The organism is Leptospira harrisiae (genome assembly GCF_002811945.1).
GTDB classification, from domain to species: Bacteria; Spirochaetota; Leptospiria; order Leptospirales; family Leptospiraceae; genus Leptospira_A; species Leptospira_A harrisiae.
Map to the genome: position 1 here is coordinate 378,656 of NZ_NPDX01000001.1, position 17,319 is coordinate 395,974.

At 39.2% G+C, this 17,319-nt stretch carries 16 protein-coding genes; 6 read left to right on the forward strand and 10 right to left on the reverse strand.

Annotated features, from left to right (window positions below):
• The first annotated feature begins 92 nt into the window (after positions 1–92).
• Positions 93–935: a diaminopimelate epimerase gene (dapF, locus tag CH364_RS01815; protein ID WP_100741921.1), complete on the forward strand. Its 843-nt coding sequence runs from the start codon at positions 93–95 to the stop codon at positions 933–935.
• A 124-nt stretch (positions 936–1,059) separates the two neighbouring features.
• Here the strand turns inward: dapF and CH364_RS01820 are convergent, their stop codons facing one another.
• The gene (locus CH364_RS01820) at positions 1,060–1,782 is read right to left on the reverse strand and encodes a lysophospholipid acyltransferase family protein (RefSeq protein WP_100741922.1); all 723 of its coding nucleotides are present in this window, start codon (positions 1,780–1,782) and stop codon (positions 1,060–1,062) included.
• A 1-nt stretch (position 1,783) separates the two neighbouring features.
• On the reverse strand, positions 1,784–2,074 hold the full coding sequence (locus CH364_RS01825) for a hypothetical protein (RefSeq protein WP_100743342.1): 291 nt from the start codon (positions 2,072–2,074) through the stop codon (positions 1,784–1,786).
• A gap of 261 nt (positions 2,075–2,335) precedes the next feature.
• Here CH364_RS01825 and CH364_RS01830 point away from each other — a divergent pair, with 261 nt between their 5' ends.
• Positions 2,336–2,821: a DUF4468 domain-containing protein gene (locus tag CH364_RS01830; protein ID WP_100741923.1), complete on the forward strand. Its 486-nt coding sequence runs from the start codon at positions 2,336–2,338 to the stop codon at positions 2,819–2,821.
• Between the two features lie 9 nt (positions 2,822–2,830).
• On the opposite strand, the gene CH364_RS01835 is transcribed toward CH364_RS01830, so the two are convergent.
• From CH364_RS01835 to CH364_RS01850, 4 genes are all read right to left on the reverse strand, one after another.
• Entirely contained in the window at positions 2,831–3,106 is a 276-nt protein-coding gene (locus tag CH364_RS01835; protein WP_243401199.1) for a hypothetical protein, read from the reverse strand.
• A gap of 43 nt (positions 3,107–3,149) precedes the next feature.
• Complete coding sequence (locus tag CH364_RS01840; protein WP_207762200.1) at positions 3,150–4,718, reverse strand: adenylate/guanylate cyclase domain-containing protein; 1,569 nt, start codon at positions 4,716–4,718, stop codon at positions 3,150–3,152.
• A 6-nt stretch (positions 4,719–4,724) separates the two neighbouring features.
• The gene (locus CH364_RS01845; RefSeq protein WP_100741926.1) at positions 4,725–6,116 is read right to left on the reverse strand and encodes an MFS transporter; all 1,392 of its coding nucleotides are present in this window, start codon (positions 6,114–6,116) and stop codon (positions 4,725–4,727) included.
• Positions 6,117–6,196: 80 nt separating this feature from the next.
• Positions 6,197–7,999, reverse strand: a complete 1,803-nt coding sequence (locus CH364_RS01850) for a SpoIIE family protein phosphatase (RefSeq protein WP_100741927.1) — start codon at positions 7,997–7,999, stop codon at positions 6,197–6,199.
• A 364-nt stretch (positions 8,000–8,363) separates the two neighbouring features.
• Here CH364_RS01850 and CH364_RS01855 point away from each other — a divergent pair, with 364 nt between their 5' ends.
• Both CH364_RS01855 and CH364_RS01860 read left to right on the forward strand, forming a co-directional pair.
• The gene (locus CH364_RS01855) at positions 8,364–10,055 is read left to right on the forward strand and encodes a methyl-accepting chemotaxis protein (protein WP_100741928.1); all 1,692 of its coding nucleotides are present in this window, start codon (positions 8,364–8,366) and stop codon (positions 10,053–10,055) included.
• A 33-nt stretch (positions 10,056–10,088) separates the two neighbouring features.
• Entirely contained in the window at positions 10,089–10,520 is a 432-nt protein-coding gene (locus tag CH364_RS01860) for an OsmC family protein (protein ID WP_100741929.1), read from the forward strand.
• A 368-nt stretch (positions 10,521–10,888) separates the two neighbouring features.
• Here CH364_RS01860 and CH364_RS01865 read toward each other — a convergent pair whose 3' ends face one another.
• The 3 genes from CH364_RS01865 to CH364_RS01880 all read right to left on the reverse strand — a co-directional run bounded on the left by CH364_RS01865 (position 10,889) and on the right by CH364_RS01880 (position 14,479).
• Positions 10,889–12,154, reverse strand: coding sequence for an acetyl-CoA acetyltransferase (locus tag CH364_RS01865; protein ID WP_100741930.1), 1,266 nt, complete (start codon positions 12,152–12,154; stop codon positions 10,889–10,891).
• Positions 12,155–12,167: 13 nt separating this feature from the next.
• A complete protein-coding gene (locus CH364_RS01870; RefSeq protein WP_100741931.1) occupies positions 12,168–13,478 on the reverse strand; it encodes a 3-hydroxyacyl-CoA dehydrogenase family protein in 1,311 nt (436 codons plus the stop codon).
• A gap of 512 nt (positions 13,479–13,990) precedes the next feature.
• Positions 13,991–14,479, reverse strand: a complete 489-nt coding sequence (locus CH364_RS01880; protein WP_100741933.1) for a DUF2721 domain-containing protein — start codon at positions 14,477–14,479, stop codon at positions 13,991–13,993.
• Positions 14,480–14,870: 391 nt separating this feature from the next.
• Between CH364_RS01880 and CH364_RS01885 the strand changes: the two genes are divergently transcribed.
• Both CH364_RS01885 and CH364_RS01890 read left to right on the forward strand, forming a co-directional pair.
• Positions 14,871–15,293 carry a hypothetical protein gene (locus CH364_RS01885; protein WP_243401200.1) on the forward strand — a complete coding sequence of 141 codons (423 nt, stop codon included), beginning with the start codon at positions 14,871–14,873 and terminating at the stop codon, positions 15,291–15,293.
• A 221-nt stretch (positions 15,294–15,514) separates the two neighbouring features.
• Positions 15,515–15,928 (forward strand): hypothetical protein, encoded by a 414-nt coding sequence (locus CH364_RS01890; protein ID WP_243401201.1) that lies wholly within the window; start codon positions 15,515–15,517, stop codon positions 15,926–15,928.
• A 439-nt stretch (positions 15,929–16,367) separates the two neighbouring features.
• Here the strand turns inward: CH364_RS01890 and CH364_RS01900 are convergent, their stop codons facing one another.
• Positions 16,368–17,312 carry a tRNA dihydrouridine synthase gene (locus tag CH364_RS01900; RefSeq protein ID WP_100741935.1) on the reverse strand — a complete coding sequence of 315 codons (945 nt, stop codon included), beginning with the start codon at positions 17,310–17,312 and terminating at the stop codon, positions 16,368–16,370.
• Positions 17,313–17,319: the final 7 nt, after the last annotated feature.

Below are 17,319 nucleotides of genomic sequence, written 5' to 3' on the forward strand. Positions count from 1 at the left end.
ATGATGAGAACAAGGGTCAAACTAAAAAACCTTGATCCGGCTTGCCAACATTCATGATGAAAAAAACATGGGGTGAGATAAGAGAGGATTAAATGAAAATCAACTTCACCAAAATGGAAGGAATTGGAAATGACTATGTGTATATCGATGCAACGAAAAACGATATTCGTCTCAGTCCCGAACAAATCCAAAAACTATCCGACCGCAATTTCGGAATTGGTGGAGACGGGGTGATTTTTATCCGTAACTCAAAAACCGGTGAATTCCAAATGGACATGTACAACTCTGATGGAAGTTCTTCAGAGATGTGTGGGAATGGAGTCCGTTGTGTGGGAAAATTTGTTTTTGACCATGGTCTGACTAAAAACCAAAAGCCAACCATTGAAACTGGTAAAGGTGTTCTCACCCTCGACCTAAAAACAGGAAACAATGGCAAAGTAGAAATGGTAACTGTGGATATGGGTGAACCCATCCTCAAACCATCCCTTGTTCCCATTGTATGGACAGGTGACGAACCAGTCATCAACCAAGTCTTGGAAGTCCAAGGAAAGAAGTATCATTTTACAGCTGTTAGTATGGGGAACCCTCATTGTGTGATTTATGTGGACGATGCCGATGCCTTCCCGGTGCGGGAGATTGGACCTCTCATTGAAAACCACCCACTTTTCCCAAGAAGGGTGAATGTGGAATTTGTTTCGGTTCGGGGAAAGGACCATCTTTACCAAAGGACTTGGGAAAGAGGGGCCGGGGAAACCTTGGCTTGTGGGACTGGGGCCTGTGCTGTGACCGTTGCTTCCATCTTAAATGGTAAAACAGGAAGATCGGTAAAAATTGATCTTCGTGGTGGAACCCTCAATATCGAATGGAAAGAAAATGGATCAGTAATGATGACAGGGCCTGCGAAGGAAGTGTTTTCTGGAGAAGTAGAAGTTTAGATACACATTCGTGTAAGTGAATCGGCCATGGTGTCGATTCTGCTTCCAGTTGTTAGCAAGTAAGCTAACAAAAGTTTTGCGAACCAGGGCAAATAAATACTCTGTTATTTGAGTTAGTAGTAGATTATTTTTTCAAATAATCTACTTTTTGTAATTCACCCATTCTACGTTTGGTTTCGGTTGAAACCTCCACCATACCCTTGTCAAGCGGTAGGTGAGCATAGTTTTCGTATTTGATCACTTCCCCAAACACAACATTGATTTTTTTATAAACCACTCGACGTTTGATATCACAAACTTCTTTAGGCATCCCCATAAAGGCACGTACCAATGGGGGGATGGGATAATCGGTAACTGTTTCTTCATCGGGAATGATGACTGTCGGTAGGATATCCACTTTGTTTCTAAGACTGAAAGCAGCAAAACCCGAATGGAAATTGGCAAGAGGAGCAGAAAAATCATTTTGCACCATATAGTCATGGCCTTCTGGAAAAATCCCAAGTACATCTCCGTTTTTAAAAACTTGTTGTACCTTTTTGATACTGGCCATAGAGATATTTCCATCGATGGCCATAGGAATGGTTCCTGTTTTTTCCACCAAATCTTTAAAGAGAGGAATGCGAGTGGTGTACTCCGCAGCAATCCAAGAAATAAATCGAGGAAAGACAGAACCAATCACAAAGGGATCCATATCACTTCTATGATTGCAAGTGAGGATGAGTTTGCCATTGGGTACTATGTTATGGTAACCGTAGACTGTTGTGTTTACCGCCAAATTAAAGAACGGAGTCACAAACTTTTTGATGTTCTCAACATTCTTTTTGACTTGGTCTACGGTGTTTTCCATTTCATTCTCCTAAGATTTTTTGCCACCAAGATTTGGTAGAAGGGTCTCCGGCGGGAGTTCTGACTTCCTGTCCCATTCCGCTGCCACTATTGGACTCTCTCGGATCAGTGGTAAGCGGCTCTCTACGTTTTTTTCCTAGATGCGGGCTTGGAACGGTTCTTTTAATCTCTTCTAACTCTTTTTGAGCAGATACATTCGTTTTTAAAAATGCACGGATCTCATCCCATTGGGGATCAAAATCGTTTCCGTACATGGCATAATTCATAAGATCAATACGATCAAAATCGGGCATGATCAAGATTGAAAGTGATGCCCCGACAAATTCAATCCAATTTTTATTTGGGCACTCCAGAATGGGGGAGGGCAGTTCCGAAAATAATAAGGTGAGAGATAGAATCGAGTCCAAGAGACATAAGATCAAAAAAACAAACCAGAACACATCCCTATTGCCACCGAATGTAGTGCCCTTCCCTGTACTTCCCAATAAGGAGAAAATTTTCCATCTCTGTGAAGATTTGTTTTGCGAGCCGGGTGAGGAAAGAGAAGCATAGAAATGATGGCAAAACGACTCATCCTTTTAACTGTATTTTTCCTTTTCTTTCAAAACTCGATGTGTTTGAAACTTTGGATAGTTTCTTCCAAATACCGAACCACAGAAGACGCAAGAGACCATAAAACCTACCAAAAAACTCGAAGTTTTCTAAAAGCGAAACAATGGTTGGAATATAAATTAGATCCTGAACTTTCCAAAATCGAAATGGAAAACCAGGACACGGGCGAACTCAAAGGAATTGGCCTCATCAAATGTTACGTTCCTTATGGAATTGGAGAAGTGGATGCCAATGAACATGAATTTGAATACGTAATCAAAATTAGAGATGGTCACGCAGAAATGCAGATCAACAAAATCTTTTCCTTCATTCGCGATCCGAACGATATCATTTTGAATTATGGGCCAAAAAATGAGAAGGTCGCCAAAATTACTATCAGGTCTTGTTTTAGACCCTTGATGGATGATTTTTTTGAATTTATTAAATAAAGAAAAAGATTAATATCCGAGCGGGTTTCCAACAGTGGAACCCGTAGATCCATAAGTATTCGTTCCTGTTGCCGAATCTGTGAGACCATAGTGGTTTAGATTGTTCGAATTTCCGCTGTTAGTGGATGAATTTGAAGAAGAACTTGAAGAACCTGATGAAGAATATCCACCTTGTGTTCCATCACCTTCCAAAAGGTCTAAAATGTCTTTGGTATTTACCAACTTGATTTCGTTACACGAAACAAAAGAAAGGCAAACCAAAAATATTCCAAGTGAAAACTTCATAACTTCCCCATTTTGTGAAGTTTTTAGATTTGGTTCAACCATTTTATTCAATTTCAGAATAGGAATAAATTTGTTCTTTTGTCTCCCTTCCTTTTAGTTCATATTCGCCTTCGGACTTTAGTTTGGACCTAATGGATTCTGGCAAAAGGACAGATGTGTTTTCTGTGAGCAGGAGGTTTTTCTTTAGGCCTTTACAAAGACCTTCTACGCGAGAAGCGGTATTGACTGTATCACCAATCACGGTAAATTCCATTCGGTTGGCAGAGCCAATATTTCCTACAAGGAGGCTGCCCGTATGGATTCCCACTCCCATTTTTAATTCGGTAAGCCCTTCCTTTAAAAATTGAGCATTGAGCGAATCTAAATTCTTTTGCATTTGTAGGGCTGTTGCAAACGCACGTTCGGCGTGGTCTGCCATTGGTATGGGAGTTCCAAACACTGCTAGGATAGCATCTCCAATGAATTTATTAATAAATCCGCCATGGATTTCAATGGCATTACTCATTTCTTGGAAATAACGATTGAGGATGTATAATACTTCTTCTGGTTTTCTTTTTTCCGAAAGTGTTGTGAAATCTCGAAGGTCAGAAAATAAAATAGTAGCTTCTACGACTTTACCGCCTAAACTGTGTTCGTTGGATAGTAAGTAATCCCTCACTCTTGGGTCTACAATCCTACCAAAAGTATCTTTGATCCTTTCCCTTTCCGCAAGGCCTTCTGCCATTTCATTCACAGCATCACCAAGTAAACCTAATTCATCGGAACTAAAAATATTAACCCGAGTATCAAACTTTTGTTCTTTGATCAGCTGTGTCGCTTTTTCAATTTGATTGAGTGGATGTTGTAAACTCGATGCAAAAGACATAGCAAATGCAAAGGAAAAAACAAGCATAATGGCAATGACTTCAAAAAGAACATCATTGTGCACCAGTTCGTGTAAATTAAAAATGTTTTGATTGGTTCTTAGTAAAATTCCAAAGATTAGTAATACGATTGGGAAAAGAGTTGATGCAGCCCAAAAAATAAACTGTTTGGTGACGATGGAAAATTGTTTTCCATGTGCGTATTTCCCAAGCCCACCTTCAGGAAATACACAAGGTATGATCAGGAGTTTATTTAAATACGTGGTAGTGGCATAAGAAAAAGCAAAAGCAAATAAACCCCAAAATCCGAATAATATAGAAACTGTAACAATACTCTGGTGAGGTGCGTCTGGAAACAAAGAGTCGATTCGGCATACACTTAAAAAATTAGAAAGCTCCCAACCAATAAATCCTAATATACTAATGGTAAGAGGTGAGTGAACAATTCGATGCCTCGCCCTTTCTTCTGAAATGAAGTTACATCCTTTGTTGGAAAAAAGAAATTTTGCGATCGGTAAACTATAGAAAAACAAAAAGAGTGTAATGATCGGAAAGGGAGCCCAAGTAAAAATTGCTAATGTTTGGTCGTTTTTGATTTGTGTAGCTTCGAATAATGCTAAGAACTTATCAGGTAAAAATGCAGAAGCTGTATAATTTGCAAATAAGAGAGTGAATAAACAAGCACAGAATGGTACGATGAAGTAAATTAACAAAAATGCAATGAATTGAATGGTTCGACCTGGTTTCATAATGTTTTATCCTTTAAGTTTGGATCTCTTTTCCATTCGTTTCAATAAGATTCTTTGGACTTGGATGTGTTTTTTGTCAGAGAGCGGGAAAAATAAAAAGAGGATGGAGCCGAAAATAAAAAAGAATCCCACTCCAGGGCCAAAAATCATTGCTAGGCGAAATCCAACTTCTTGCGATTGTATACTTGCTCCATTTTGAAATCCGATCATATCGAGTAAAAATCCGGTGATTGCAATTCCAAATGCTTGCGAAAATTTAACTCCCATCTTCCAAATTCCAAAATACAATCCTTCCCGTTTTTCCCCCGTTTTGAATTCATCATAGTCCACAACATCAGTGAGGATGGAATCCATGATAAGGATGGAACCTGCACAAATTCCTCCGATAAATGCAACGATCAGCGGAGGTCTTAGTTCTCCATAAGGAAACAGGGGATAGGCGATAACAGTAAGAATTCCCAAACAAAAAACTCCGAGGAATGCGGGAATCTTTTTCCCAATTTTTTTAGCGATCCAAACCCAGAAACCAATCGAGAGGAGAAGGACTAGAAAAAATGGTAATAGTATATTGATAACAACTAAAGATTCTTTGAGTCCCAATCTAAATTCATAATAATAAAGTGCAATGGCTGAGTTGAACGTCCTTCCAATCGTTGCAATAATAAATGCAAAAAGCAAGATAAGAAACATTTTGTTTTTTAATACAGAAACAAAAGCTAAAACAAATGGAATTTTATGGTCCGGATTACTTTTGGTTTGGTCTTTTCCTTTTGTCACAAGAAAGGTAATGATTGAAGATACCAAAATCACCAATGAAACTATTTCTCCTGCCGTTGTCCGCGAAAGAATAATGTTTTCTTTAGAGGATTCATCACCTAAAGATTGTAAAATGGCAGCAGGAACAATCATCCCAATAAGCATACCTATATTACTAAAAAACAATCTCCAGCCAAAAACAGAAGTTCTTTCGTTCCTTTCGAAACTGAGTTCACCTCCTAAGGCAATATGAGGAACAGAGATTATAGTCATTGCAGTGTTAACAAAAAGATAAACAGATAAAAGGTATGAAAATTTTCCTATTTGTGTTGTTAGGTGGGGAGGTGAAAAGAGGAGAAGGACTGCTAGAGAAAGCAAAACTCCACCCAATAGGATATAAGGTCTTCTGCGCCCCCATTTGGTATCTGTGTGGTCAGAAATACGGCCCATTAGAGGGTCGCTCACGGCATCCCAAAGCACTGAAATGGAAAGGGCAATGCCGGCCAAACTAGAGTTTAAACCGACAATTTCAGTATAATATTTGAGTAAATAAATTTGTGTGAATAGTTGAACGGCCGTTATTCCAGTTTCTGCCAATCCATATCCCATTTTGATGGGGAGTTTTAATTTTGTTTGGTTCATTCCTGGACTCAAGTATTGGACGTTGGGGATGGAGAATCCGGAGAATAAAATTCTGAACTTTGGGTGAATTCAGTTTTTGATTAGGAAATATTTTTTGGTAAATAACAAATTCGTATCAACGAAATATCGTCGATGACTTGGCCTAGGGTTTCAATTTGTTTTGTGATGGCGAGTAAGTTGCCTTCAGTTGCTTCAACGAGTTTTAAAAAAACTTGTTCGTCTGAATTCACTTCCCATTTCCCTTCTTCATCTAAACGCAAAAGATCATCCTTTCCATCTGAACCAATGATCAGTATATCACCAGGTTTAAGCTGAAATTCTTTGATGTGTTGGATCGGCATCGCACCTAAAGTTCCTAATTTTCTGTAGGATACATCGGCAGATAGATATTCTGCTTTTTTATTTCGATATAAAACAATGGAAGGGTGTTCTGCGTTTAGAAAAAATAACCGGCCCGAATCTTCTTCTAAAAGTCCCATGGTGAGTGAAACAAGCATTGTTCCATCAAAGGCTTCAAAGATCATATGCATTTCTTGAAGATTGTATTTTAGCCAATCCTCTGGACCTAATGCTTGGTAACCAGGGTCCGTTTTTGTTCTTTGAACAATGGATTGAAATACGGCGCCAAATACCAAGGCTCCGCCAGCACCCTGCATAGATTTTCCCATAGCATCTGCATTGGCAAATAATAAGAATCTTTTATTTTGTAAAACTATGGAATGAGAGATATTGATATCTCCTCCAATGTCATATCTTTGGTTTTTGTATTCGAATACTTTTTTCTGTCGGACAAGATGGTCCACTTCTAGTTTTTTACTCTCTACATCTTTGATTGCTAGTGGATTTAGCAACTGATAGGTGAGAAAGTAATCTCCATCTTGTTGGATTTTTAAGTTACTGATATCCTTTAGAGTTTGGTTGAGTTCGTTGGTTCTCTGTGTAACTTTTTCCTCCAATCCTTCATTTAAATTTCGAATTTCTTCATACATTCCCTTTAATTTAGAGATAACCGAACTTAAGTAAAATGCTTGTTTTGCGAAATCATCACTTGATTTGGGAGTAACAACTACATCAAAATTTCCTTTAGAAAGTTCTCCTAATGACCTACTTGTTTCGTTTAGACCTTCATTTACAGATTTGGCGACCACATACGAACAGACGACTAGTGGGATGATAAAAATAAAAGAAACTGTAACAATGGGAATCATAGGTTCTTTGACAGCAATTTCACCCATTGCCAGTGAATAGAGAATGTAGGAAAAGATTACAAAGGGAAGAGCGGCCAAACTAAAAAATGCGACTAGAATCCTTGCGAAATAATTAAACTTAGGTATGTCCTTTTCCTGAAGTTCAACGTTTTTGATTTGTGGAAGGTCAAAAAGTTGGCGAACACTACTTTCTGAAATAAAATAGTAAGTAACAAATGAAACAGGGGCGATCATTACAAACGTAAAAATGGCAGATCGTAGAACCGATGGCATATAAGTCACCAAATAGAAAAACAAAAAACTAATTGGAATTACGCCAGATAACCAGCGTATTACGATTATGATTGCTTCGAGTAAAGGGTAACGAAAAAGGAGTATTTTAACCGATTTTGCATATTCCAATTCTTCTTTTGATAACGAAGAAATTCCAGCTGTTGGAATTTGAATCCTTTCTATTTTTGCAAATACATATTTGAGTAGGAGATGACGAACAAAAGTTCCAAGAAGACCAATCCCAGTTGCAAAAACCACACAAAGGGCAATGAAGATTCGCCAATGTTCAGTTTCCATCTTTTGGGTGATGATTGCATAGTACACAGCAAAGGGGACGGGAACCGTGTGAGTGAATGCTTCTAGTTTAAGAGTAAGATCCCAGAAAAGAGTTTCTCGTTTCACATTGTCACCTGATCTTCCCTTCCAGTTTCTGCATATATTGGAGGATCAATTAGTAAAAGTCAAGTCGAAGGGTTGGATTTTCAGATAATCTTTAAAATAGAAAAATTATATTTTGATTCTAAAAAATTTCGGAATTTAGGTCTCAATAAAACCTTAAAATTCCTTTTTTAAAGCGTGTTCACCTATCGATAGTTATGTTATTTGATGAATCAATCATTCTCAATCTTACCTCAAAAATCGAAAAAAGAACAATGTTTTGACGCCGGTTTTTTTGGTAAAAATGGAGGATCATAGATTCAGATTTGAATTTTAATTTTCGCAAATTGTACTTGGACGATCCTCTGCGCCAAAATACAAAGAATACATGCGTCAGAATTTTCCTGTAACAAAGAATGAAGTGGAGTTTCAAGAAGGAACTAAAGTCACTTCTAAGACAGATTTAAAAGGGATTATCTCCTATGTGAATGAGGATTTTTTACGCATTAGTGGATATAAAGAAGATGAACTCATAGGCCAACCTCACAACTTAATACGCCACCCTGATATGCCAAAAGCGGCTTTCCAAGATATGTGGGATACGATCAAATCTCAAAATTCTTGGGTAGGGGTTGTTAAGAATCGGTGTAAAAACGGTGATTATTATTGGGTAGATGCAAACGTTTCACCAATCTACCAAGATGGACAACATATTGGATATATGTCGGTGAGGACAAAAGCAACCAAAGAACAAATTCACAAAGCAGATAACTATTACACAAAATTGAATGCGGGAAATTTGAAACTCGAAACCAAGGGAAGTTTGAACTTTGGATTTTCAATGTCTTCTATTTTTATTGTACAAACTATAGTTAGTTGTCTTTTGTTGATTCTATTTTCATTGAAATCGTATTCTAGTTTGGTTTTTCTTTCCAATCCATTGGTCTCAATTTTTGGGTTTGTATTGTTTTTGTTGGTCGCAAGTTTTGGATTTTTATCGATTCACAATAATAAAAAAGCTTTTTTGAAAGTAAAAGAATATCTTGGAAATTTGTATAATGGAAATCTAAAGTTTGATGTAACGTTTGAAAATGGCGGTGATTATTCTCAGATTTTCCCAATGATCAAAAAAACACAGTTTGAGTTTAGAGGAATGATTTCTCAATTGATTGGAAATGCAGAAATTGTAAAAACACAAATTGGAGCACTCACTTATGCTGTTGAACATATTCATGTAGCATTTCAAGAATTATCTAAGGCGATGTTTTCATTGGCTGATTCTAGCATTATCACTCGTGAAAGTTCGGATAGTATCTTTCAGGAAATGGATTCCTTAAATCAACTAATCTGTAATATACGAACTGAATCAAATGTCGTACAAACAGAATCCACAGAATCATTTCATTTTTCTTTGGTGGGAAAGGATTGTTCTGATAAAGCAATGACTCAATTCCAAAAAGCAAGGAAACAAATTTTGAAAACTTCTGAAGTCATTAAAGAACTTGGTGAAAAAACCAAAGCCATTCGAAAGATTACAGAGACCATCACCGCTATTTCCGAAAAAACAAACTTACTTTCTTTAAATGCATCCATTGAATCAGCAAGAGCAGGGGATGCGGGAAGAGGATTTGCTGTCGTCGCTGGAGAAGTAGGGAAACTGGCAGACCAATCCAATCAATCTGCTAAAGAAATTTCTGCCTTCATCAATGAATTAACATCAAAAATTTTGCAAACAGTCTCTGATATTCAGGAAGGACTTACCGAAGTGGAGGTGGGTTCATTAGAGTTTGAAACGGTCCAATTGGAAATGAATAAAATTTTAAAGAATGCAGAAGAAACAAAGAATAGTGCAGAAAAGATCAATGGATCAACAGCAGGTACAGAATTGATGTCTGGAAATGTTTTGGGAAATATGGAAAAGATTCAAATGCAACTCATCAATACTTCAGCAATTGTGGAAGAGTTGTCTGCTGCAGCGAACGAACAAAAACAAACGGTTGCTGCTATTGAAGAGTCTATCACTAATTTAGGTTCGGTAGCAGACCGGTTGGATTCTGCCGCCTTTCGATTTCAGTTTTGAGGACACGTAGTATACACATTATCAGGTAAGGCAATGACAAATCCAGACCCAAATGCAAAACCAAAAATGAACTTCCATGTGGAAACTTCACGAGTTGATTCCCATTCGAGTTTATCTCGGTGTAAATCGGCAGAAATCGTATTAGATACGGATATGGCCGGGAATCCAAATGCCTTCAATCCTGCGGAGCTGTTACTTTCGGCTCTTTCGGCCTGTATCATCAAAGGAGTAGAAAGAGTGGCTCCCATCCTTCATTTTCAACTCAAAGGGATTCAGGTCATCGTCGATGGAATCCGACAAGATGTCCCACCCAAAATGGAATCCATTCGTTATCAAATCATTGTCGACACGGAAGAATCTGAAGATCGTCTGCGCCTGTTACATGAGAATATCAAAAAGTATGGAACCGTCTTCAATACCGTGGCACCGGGAACCGATTTGGCTGGTGAAATTCGAAGAAAATAAAAAACCCAAAGGTTTACTTTGGGTTTGTGAATTTCTGCAGAGAATAGTTTTAATCCATATTCTATTTTGCACAATTGCTTAGAAATTTTAAAATTACTATTACCGTGTAAGAAAAAAAGTAAAGAGATCCAAAAAGCGGAATGATAATAAACAAAAAGTCAATAGAGTAAAGTGATTCTGATGGAGTGAATTTTTTTCTTAGTGCTATCGTGCGACATCTAAATACCCCATAGAATAAAAGTATTACATTGAAGATTTGTTTTTTGCAAAGATATTTTTGCCGTTAATTTGATTTATAGAAAATGAAAAAAGGCAAATTCAGAAGAAATAAGAGGAATCGGACTAATTCCGACTCCTCTTAATTGTTACTATTTACCTAAGATAAACACGAAGTTTGTAGTCGCAGATCCACCGATGTTGAGCATAAGACCATTCTTAGCTCCTTTTACTTGGTAGTCTCCTGCCGTGTTTGTGACTTGTTTGTAGAGATCGAGCATCATTCGAACACCGGATGCACCTACTGGGTGACCCACACCAATGAGTCCACCAGATGGATTGATTGGTTTTTTACCACCAAAGTCAATGGTTCCATCTTCGATGGCAATGTGTTCTTTCCCTGGTTCAGAGATTCCGAATGCAGAAATCGCAGCATATTCAGAAGAAGTAAAACAGTCATGTGTTTCGAACACATCAATGTTTTTTACATCTAAATCAGCACGTTTGTAAGCATCTTTTACTGTTTGGCGAGTCCATGGAAGGATGTATTTGTCCCCAACGGATTCTAGTTTTTTTGCTTCAAACGTAATTGGTGCCACTCGGTGTCCCCAACCTTTGATGCGAGGGATGTCATCAAATTTACGACCAGTTTTTTTAGCGTATTCTTTTGTATAACTTTTAGATGCTAGAAGAGTGACAGCAGCACCGTCTGTTACTTGTGAACAGTCAGTGATACAAAGTCTTCCACCCACAGCCATATTGTTATCACCACCACGAGCCATCGCATGTTCTTTGTTCATGAACCATGTGCGAGTTTGTGCTTTTGGGTTACGTTTTGCGTTTGCGTAGTTGATACGTGAAATTTCTGCAAGAGCATCCATAAAACGTTCTTCTTTGAGTTCGTAACGTTCGAGGATGACATCTGCTAGTTTTCCGAAAAGTTTAGGGAAAGGAAATTGAACTCCCTTCGCTTCTTTTTCGTAATATGCAGCTGTTCCTAGGAAGTCACCACCCACAGAAGAAGATACAGTTTTCATCACTTCCACACCAAGAACAATCGCTAGATCGTAATCTTCCGCACGGATATGTGTGATGGCAGCATCAAGGGCAACGGAACCAGAAGCACAAGCTGCTTCGTAACGTGCACCAGGAACTCCAAAAAGAGCTGGGTTTACTTCTGTTAAAAAAGCACCCAAGTGGCCTTGGTTGGCATACTGTTCAGCATCGAAGTTACCAACAAACACAGCCACACGGTTTTCTTTGTTCAATCGTTTGATTTCATCATAACTGATGCCCACTTTTTCAAGAGCATCATCTAATACTTCACGCATCATGGACATGAAGGTTTTTCCTTCTTTTGTCCAGTTTCTTTGGAAGTCGGTTTGTTCTCCGCCTAATACGAATACTTTTTCACTCATATGATACTCCTAATTAACCTTTGAAGAGAGACCTTGCATCCAGTTTGTCGCCAAGTTCGTAGAACTTTTTGCCTTCTTTTGCATCTTTTAAAAGTTTTGGAACTGGTATTTTAGACGTTTCCATAAGTTTGATTGTTTCTTTTGGTCCACCAAGGAAATCAACAAATGCAGAAGCAGGAACCCAGTTAAAACCAAATCCCATAGCGCCATCAGTGTTTTCTTTTGTATCAACTACTTCTCCCACGAGAGAGAGCGAATAACTAATGTAACGTGAAATGAAGTAACGAGCAATGTCTGCTTCGAAGCCATTTGCTTTTTTTACTACTTCCATCGCACCTTTGTAGTCCGATTCTTTGATTTTTTGGCGAGCTTCTTTGATAAAAGGAATATCAAATTTTGGGTACGGATCGTACTCACCCGTTTTGATATTGTAAACAAACTTCTCACGTTTCCCGTCAGCGTGTTTTACAACTTTTGTGAGACCACCACCAGATTTCATACCAAGTTTACCAGCATCGATTAATTTTTGGAAGTAACCAGGAAGTTTGAATGTTTCGTGTGCTTCATCTTTTGTGTTGTCGTAAATATTGTCTACGATGGCTTTGTGAACATCAAGACCTACGAAGTCAGCAGTGGCAAGTGGGCCCATAGCACGTCCAGTGTAACCAGACATGATTTCGTCCATAAGTGCGATTCCACCTTTGTCAGCATACTTTTCAGCAAAGTGAGCCACTTCGTTCATCAACTGAAATCCGATACGGTTTCCAGCAAATGCAGGAGTGTCATTTGTATAAACGACTGCACGACCTAGAACTTTGTCTAGATATTCACCTAACGCTTGTGTGACTTTTTTATCGTTACCAGAGTGAGTGACGAGTTCACAAAGGATCATTTTATAAGGAGGGTTAAAAAAATGCGTTCCGTAGTAGTGTTTTTGACCATCTTCATCGTAAGCTTTTGCCAAACGACCTATAGAAAGTCCAGAGGACACAGTGGAAACGATGGTTCCCGGACGGCGCGCTTTTGCAATGCGAGCATTGATCGGTTCTTTGACTTCGTAACTTTCCGCCACGAGTTCGAATACCCAATCTGACTCTGCGACAGCTTTTTCCAGATCCGCATCGTAGGAACCAGGGATCATTCGTGCGCGGATTGTATCCGTTTTTACGGATGCGACAGCGGCTTCGATACCCTGTTTTGCTTTTTCTACATCTCTAGCGAGCATATGGACTTTAGCACCACCGAAGGCAGCAATGACGCCTGCACTTCCAGAACCCATGGCTCCGTTGGCACCTAAAATCGTGACAGTTTTGATTTCTCTCATGAAGGAATTTCCGAATCTAATTTTTACTTACCGTTCTAGAAAGCCAAGGTGACAGGAAAATCGTTTTTTTTTGTCAGATTTGTTACAAAATGGGGGCGGTAGGGGTGGGGTGCAGGGTACACTTTCCCCACCCGATCTGAGGGTGGGGAACTAGACCCGCCACCCAATGACTTCCATCTATCACGACCCGCCGTTTTCCGCACTCCACTTCCCAAAATCCCCGATTTTAATTCCGATAAGTTCATAGTTGGTACTTTGGGCGCCCGGGCGGGCCTCATTCGGGGTCCGCGTTCGCTCCCGTCCTTGCAGGCTTACAGCCTCCTCGGACCAAGCCCTTCTGGTCCCTGGCGCCAGCGGTAGTAGCGGAAATCCTTTCGCAAAGCAAAAGATTGGAGCGGATAACGCGGTCGGTTTTAGAATCTATGTTTATCAGCTAACGGATTCGAGGCGCCCCAAAGGAAAATCAACCAATTCCTTTTGGGCAATGTTTTTCTGAAAATGGTTTTTACTTTTTATTTTTTTTGCACTTCTCTTTCTAAAAATTCCGTAAATTCAATTTGTCGATTAATGAATGTTAGATTGTATCTACTTTCGTAAAAAAGAAGGGCACTGGCAAGGAACAAACAAATCCCACCAGATAAAGCAACGACTGTGGGGATCCAGGACAATTCTTTGGCAAAGGCAAGAGTGATGGCCAGTGTCAAACTCGAAATCACAAATAGGGATGTTGCCAAATACAAAAAGGCCATCGAACGTTGGATGAGGACGGCCCTTTTTTTTTGAACAGAAAGTTGGTGGCGCATATAGACCATTCGTTCTGTGTGAAAACTTCTTTTCCCGTCTAATAGAAGTTCCACTTCCGATTTCAAAAGATTCACTCGATCAAAAATACGCCCAAGCCGATTGGCTGTGGAAAATATCAAACTAGCGCAAGCCGAAACAAGCACTGCTGGGGTGATCATACCGGAAAGGATTTCGGAATTGGAAAACGATTCGAACATAAGGAATAACTTAGCGGACTTTGTTTGTTTTGAAAGGAAAAAACGTTTGGTTATTTGCGGAACTCGCTCGAAGGGAAAAATTTGAAAGTTTCTAGAATAGTTTTAAAGTAGGTGAGATGGGTTTAAGCGAAGCTGGAAAAAAAAATCATTCTCTTTTCTATAAAATAACCATTTAGCACTTGGTATACGAAAATAGTATTGACCTTCGGTTTTTAGACTTATAAACTAACCGTTATTATATCCATATGAAAATAAGAATACTAATCTTGGTTTCCTTAGGTTTCCTTAGGTTTCCTTAGGTTTCCTTTTTGCTGATTGCTCAAATTCGATTCCTAGCCAGTCCGATCGAAAAAAAGCAATATCTGCTAAACTCACTCCACTTCTTTTGGGAATGCAGGGATCGGGTGGACAAACGGGACATAATCTAACGGATCCGTATGATCCCAATGCGATTTACTTCCCGAGTGAGGAGGAGCTGACGGCGTCTCTCTCTATGGAAGAAGGATTGGATGCGCAAAAACTTTTAACTCCAGAGTCTTTGCAAAAAACTACATCCGACTTTACAGAACTCAATCGATATGTTTTTTTATCACCCGCTGCAATGGATGAGGAGGCTCTAGCTTGGAAGAATGGAACACCGCTTCCACAAAGGACACTTTCTCCGAGTGAGCAGGAAGCACGATACCAAGAGAAAGTAAAGAGTATGAATGATTTTTATGCAAAGCACTTGAAGACGTTTCAAAACTATCATCCAAACAATTGTCTCATTTACGAGGCAATTCTTTCCTTGGGGTTGTTGCTCATTCGTATCTGACGGACTATTTTGCGAATTTACCGGAATCAGAAAAACAAATCATCGAGACAAACTTACAATGGCTCGTTACACTTCGCAAAGCCGCCATTGATGAAGCAATTAGGAGAGGGAGGTAAGTAATATGAAGCAATTGATAATATTACTGCTGTTTTTTTTAAGTTTTGTATCGTGTGAAGACCTAAAGAAAGAAAGAAAGCCGAAGCAATGCCGAAGGGCTTTTTGTGATTTGGTTTGAGACATTGTTTAGAAGTTCAGGGTATGATTCCGCTTGCGATAATCCTAATCAATCGATTCCTCTTTCTTTGAACAGCCTTGTGACTATAGGCTCCTTCAGTCAGAGGTATCGCATCATAACAGGTGCCAGCGGCTTAAAATATGCGTTTTCACTTTCAGGAGACTATCCAAATTGTGGAGTGACTCTTTTTATTTATAACTGTGCGAAACCAAATTTTTATGCCACTAACTCTGACGTAAATTGTGATTCGGGGACATTTTCTAATCATGTTTCTGGTGCTACTCAAACATGTGTCATTCCTTCTTTTGCAAACCAGATGATTTTGATTTTGATTCAGCCGAATTCAACATCATACCCAACGACTAAATGTTCTACAATCACCTTTGAGGCATTACCGTGAAAATGTCTACTTCGAGCAAATTATTGAATGTTCCATCTGAAATTGTATGAAACGATTTATACTTTTATGTCTAATTGTTTTAAGTTTTGTATCGTGTGAAGACCTAAAGAAAGAAAGCCGGAGCGATGCCGAAGGTCTTTTTGTCATTTGGTTTGAGACATTGTTTAGAAGTTCGGACTATGATCCTGCGTGTGATAACGAAAGTCTTTCAACTCCCTTGGCTCTAAGTTCTCCAGTGCTTTCCACTTCCGTTCGAAAAAAGTATCGATTTACGACTGGGCCGTCAGGATTGAAATACAATTTTTCTGTATCTTCTGATTATCCAACTACGCCTTGTACAACGGTACAATTTGAGGTGATTCCTTGAAAAAGTTAAATAGAGGAGTTCTGGCTTCGAATTCAAATGTTAGATATTGTGAGAAAAAATGATTAGATCGTTCTAATCGGCAGTCACTGGCGATTCCAAATACTTTGTAAAATCTTCTATTTTTGTCAGTCGTTTCACAATTTCAAAGTCTCTTTCCGCTTCTGGATACTGGCGGGATAAATAGTGTAACCATTGTTTGATTCTTCCTGCCCGGCTTTTAACTTCCATATCAGCTTCTAAACTTTGCCAATACCGATGTAAAATTTTTTTGACCTCATCCCAAGAAAGATTTTCTTTTCTTTCTCCTCGAATCATCAAAGCAAGAGCTGGGTTAGCAACAGCACCACGACCAATCATAATGTCTTGGCAACCAGAGATTTCTTTACACCGGACTGCATCTTCTTCAGTCCAAATTTCGCCATTGGCAACGACTGGAATTTTGACAGTTGATCCAATTTTATAAATCCAATCCCAATAGGCAGGAGGTTTGTAACCGTCTGTTTTGGTTCTTGCATGGACTACTATTTCTTCGGCTCCTCCTTCTTCCAAGGCTTTTGCACAAACAAGCGCCTGTTCGGTGGAATCGTAACCTAACCTCATTTTTGCTGTGACTGGAATGACAGAAGGAACCGCTTTTCTAATGGCCTTTACAATGGCAAACATCTGGTCTGGTTCTTTGAGAAGAGCCGCTCCTCCCCGGTTTCGGTTGACTGTGGGAGCTGGACATCCAAAATTAATATCGATCCCGTAAGCACCAAGAGATGCCACCTTACTTGCGTTCTCCGCCATGCAATTGATATCAGAACCTAACAATTGCACTTTGACAGGAACTCCAGCTCTTGTGCGACAACCTTCATACAATTCGGGAACATATCTATAAAACCTATGTGATGGGAGGAGTGTATCGTTCACTCGAATGAATTCACTAACACATTCATCAAAACCACCCACTTGCGTGAGAGTGTCACGAAGTCGGTAGTCAAGAAGTCCTTCCATAGGTGCAAGTAAGATACGCAAAAGAAAC

Coding starts and splice junctions, on each gene's coding strand:
- CH364_RS01885 (WP_243401200.1), top strand. CDS start 14,871: ATGCAGGGATCGGGTGGACAAACGGGACATAATCTAACGGATCCGTAT.
- CH364_RS01880 (WP_100741933.1), bottom strand. CDS start 14,479: ATGTTCGAATCGTTTTCCAATTCCGAAATCCTTTCCGGTATGATCACC.
- CH364_RS01860 (WP_100741929.1), top strand. CDS start 10,089: ATGACAAATCCAGACCCAAATGCAAAACCAAAAATGAACTTCCATGTG.
- CH364_RS01865 (WP_100741930.1), bottom strand. CDS start 12,154: ATGAGTGAAAAAGTATTCGTATTAGGCGGAGAACAAACCGACTTCCAA.
- CH364_RS01840 (WP_207762200.1), bottom strand. CDS start 4,718: ATGAAACCAGGTCGAACCATTCAATTCATTGCATTTTTGTTAATTTAC.
- CH364_RS01870 (WP_100741931.1), bottom strand. CDS start 13,478: ATGAGAGAAATCAAAACTGTCACGATTTTAGGTGCCAACGGAGCCATG.
- CH364_RS01845 (WP_100741926.1), bottom strand. CDS start 6,116: ATGAACCAAACAAAATTAAAACTCCCCATCAAAATGGGATATGGATTG.
- CH364_RS01825 (WP_100743342.1), bottom strand. CDS start 2,074: ATGCCCGATTTTGATCGTATTGATCTTATGAATTATGCCATGTACGGA.
- CH364_RS01855 (WP_100741928.1), top strand. CDS start 8,364: ATGCGTCAGAATTTTCCTGTAACAAAGAATGAAGTGGAGTTTCAAGAA.
- CH364_RS01820 (WP_100741922.1), bottom strand. CDS start 1,782: ATGGAAAACACCGTAGACCAAGTCAAAAAGAATGTTGAGAACATCAAA.
- dapF (WP_100741921.1), top strand. CDS start 93: ATGAAAATCAACTTCACCAAAATGGAAGGAATTGGAAATGACTATGTG.
- CH364_RS01835 (WP_243401199.1), bottom strand. CDS start 3,106: ATGAAGTTTTCACTTGGAATATTTTTGGTTTGCCTTTCTTTTGTTTCG.
- CH364_RS01830 (WP_100741923.1), top strand. CDS start 2,336: ATGATGGCAAAACGACTCATCCTTTTAACTGTATTTTTCCTTTTCTTT.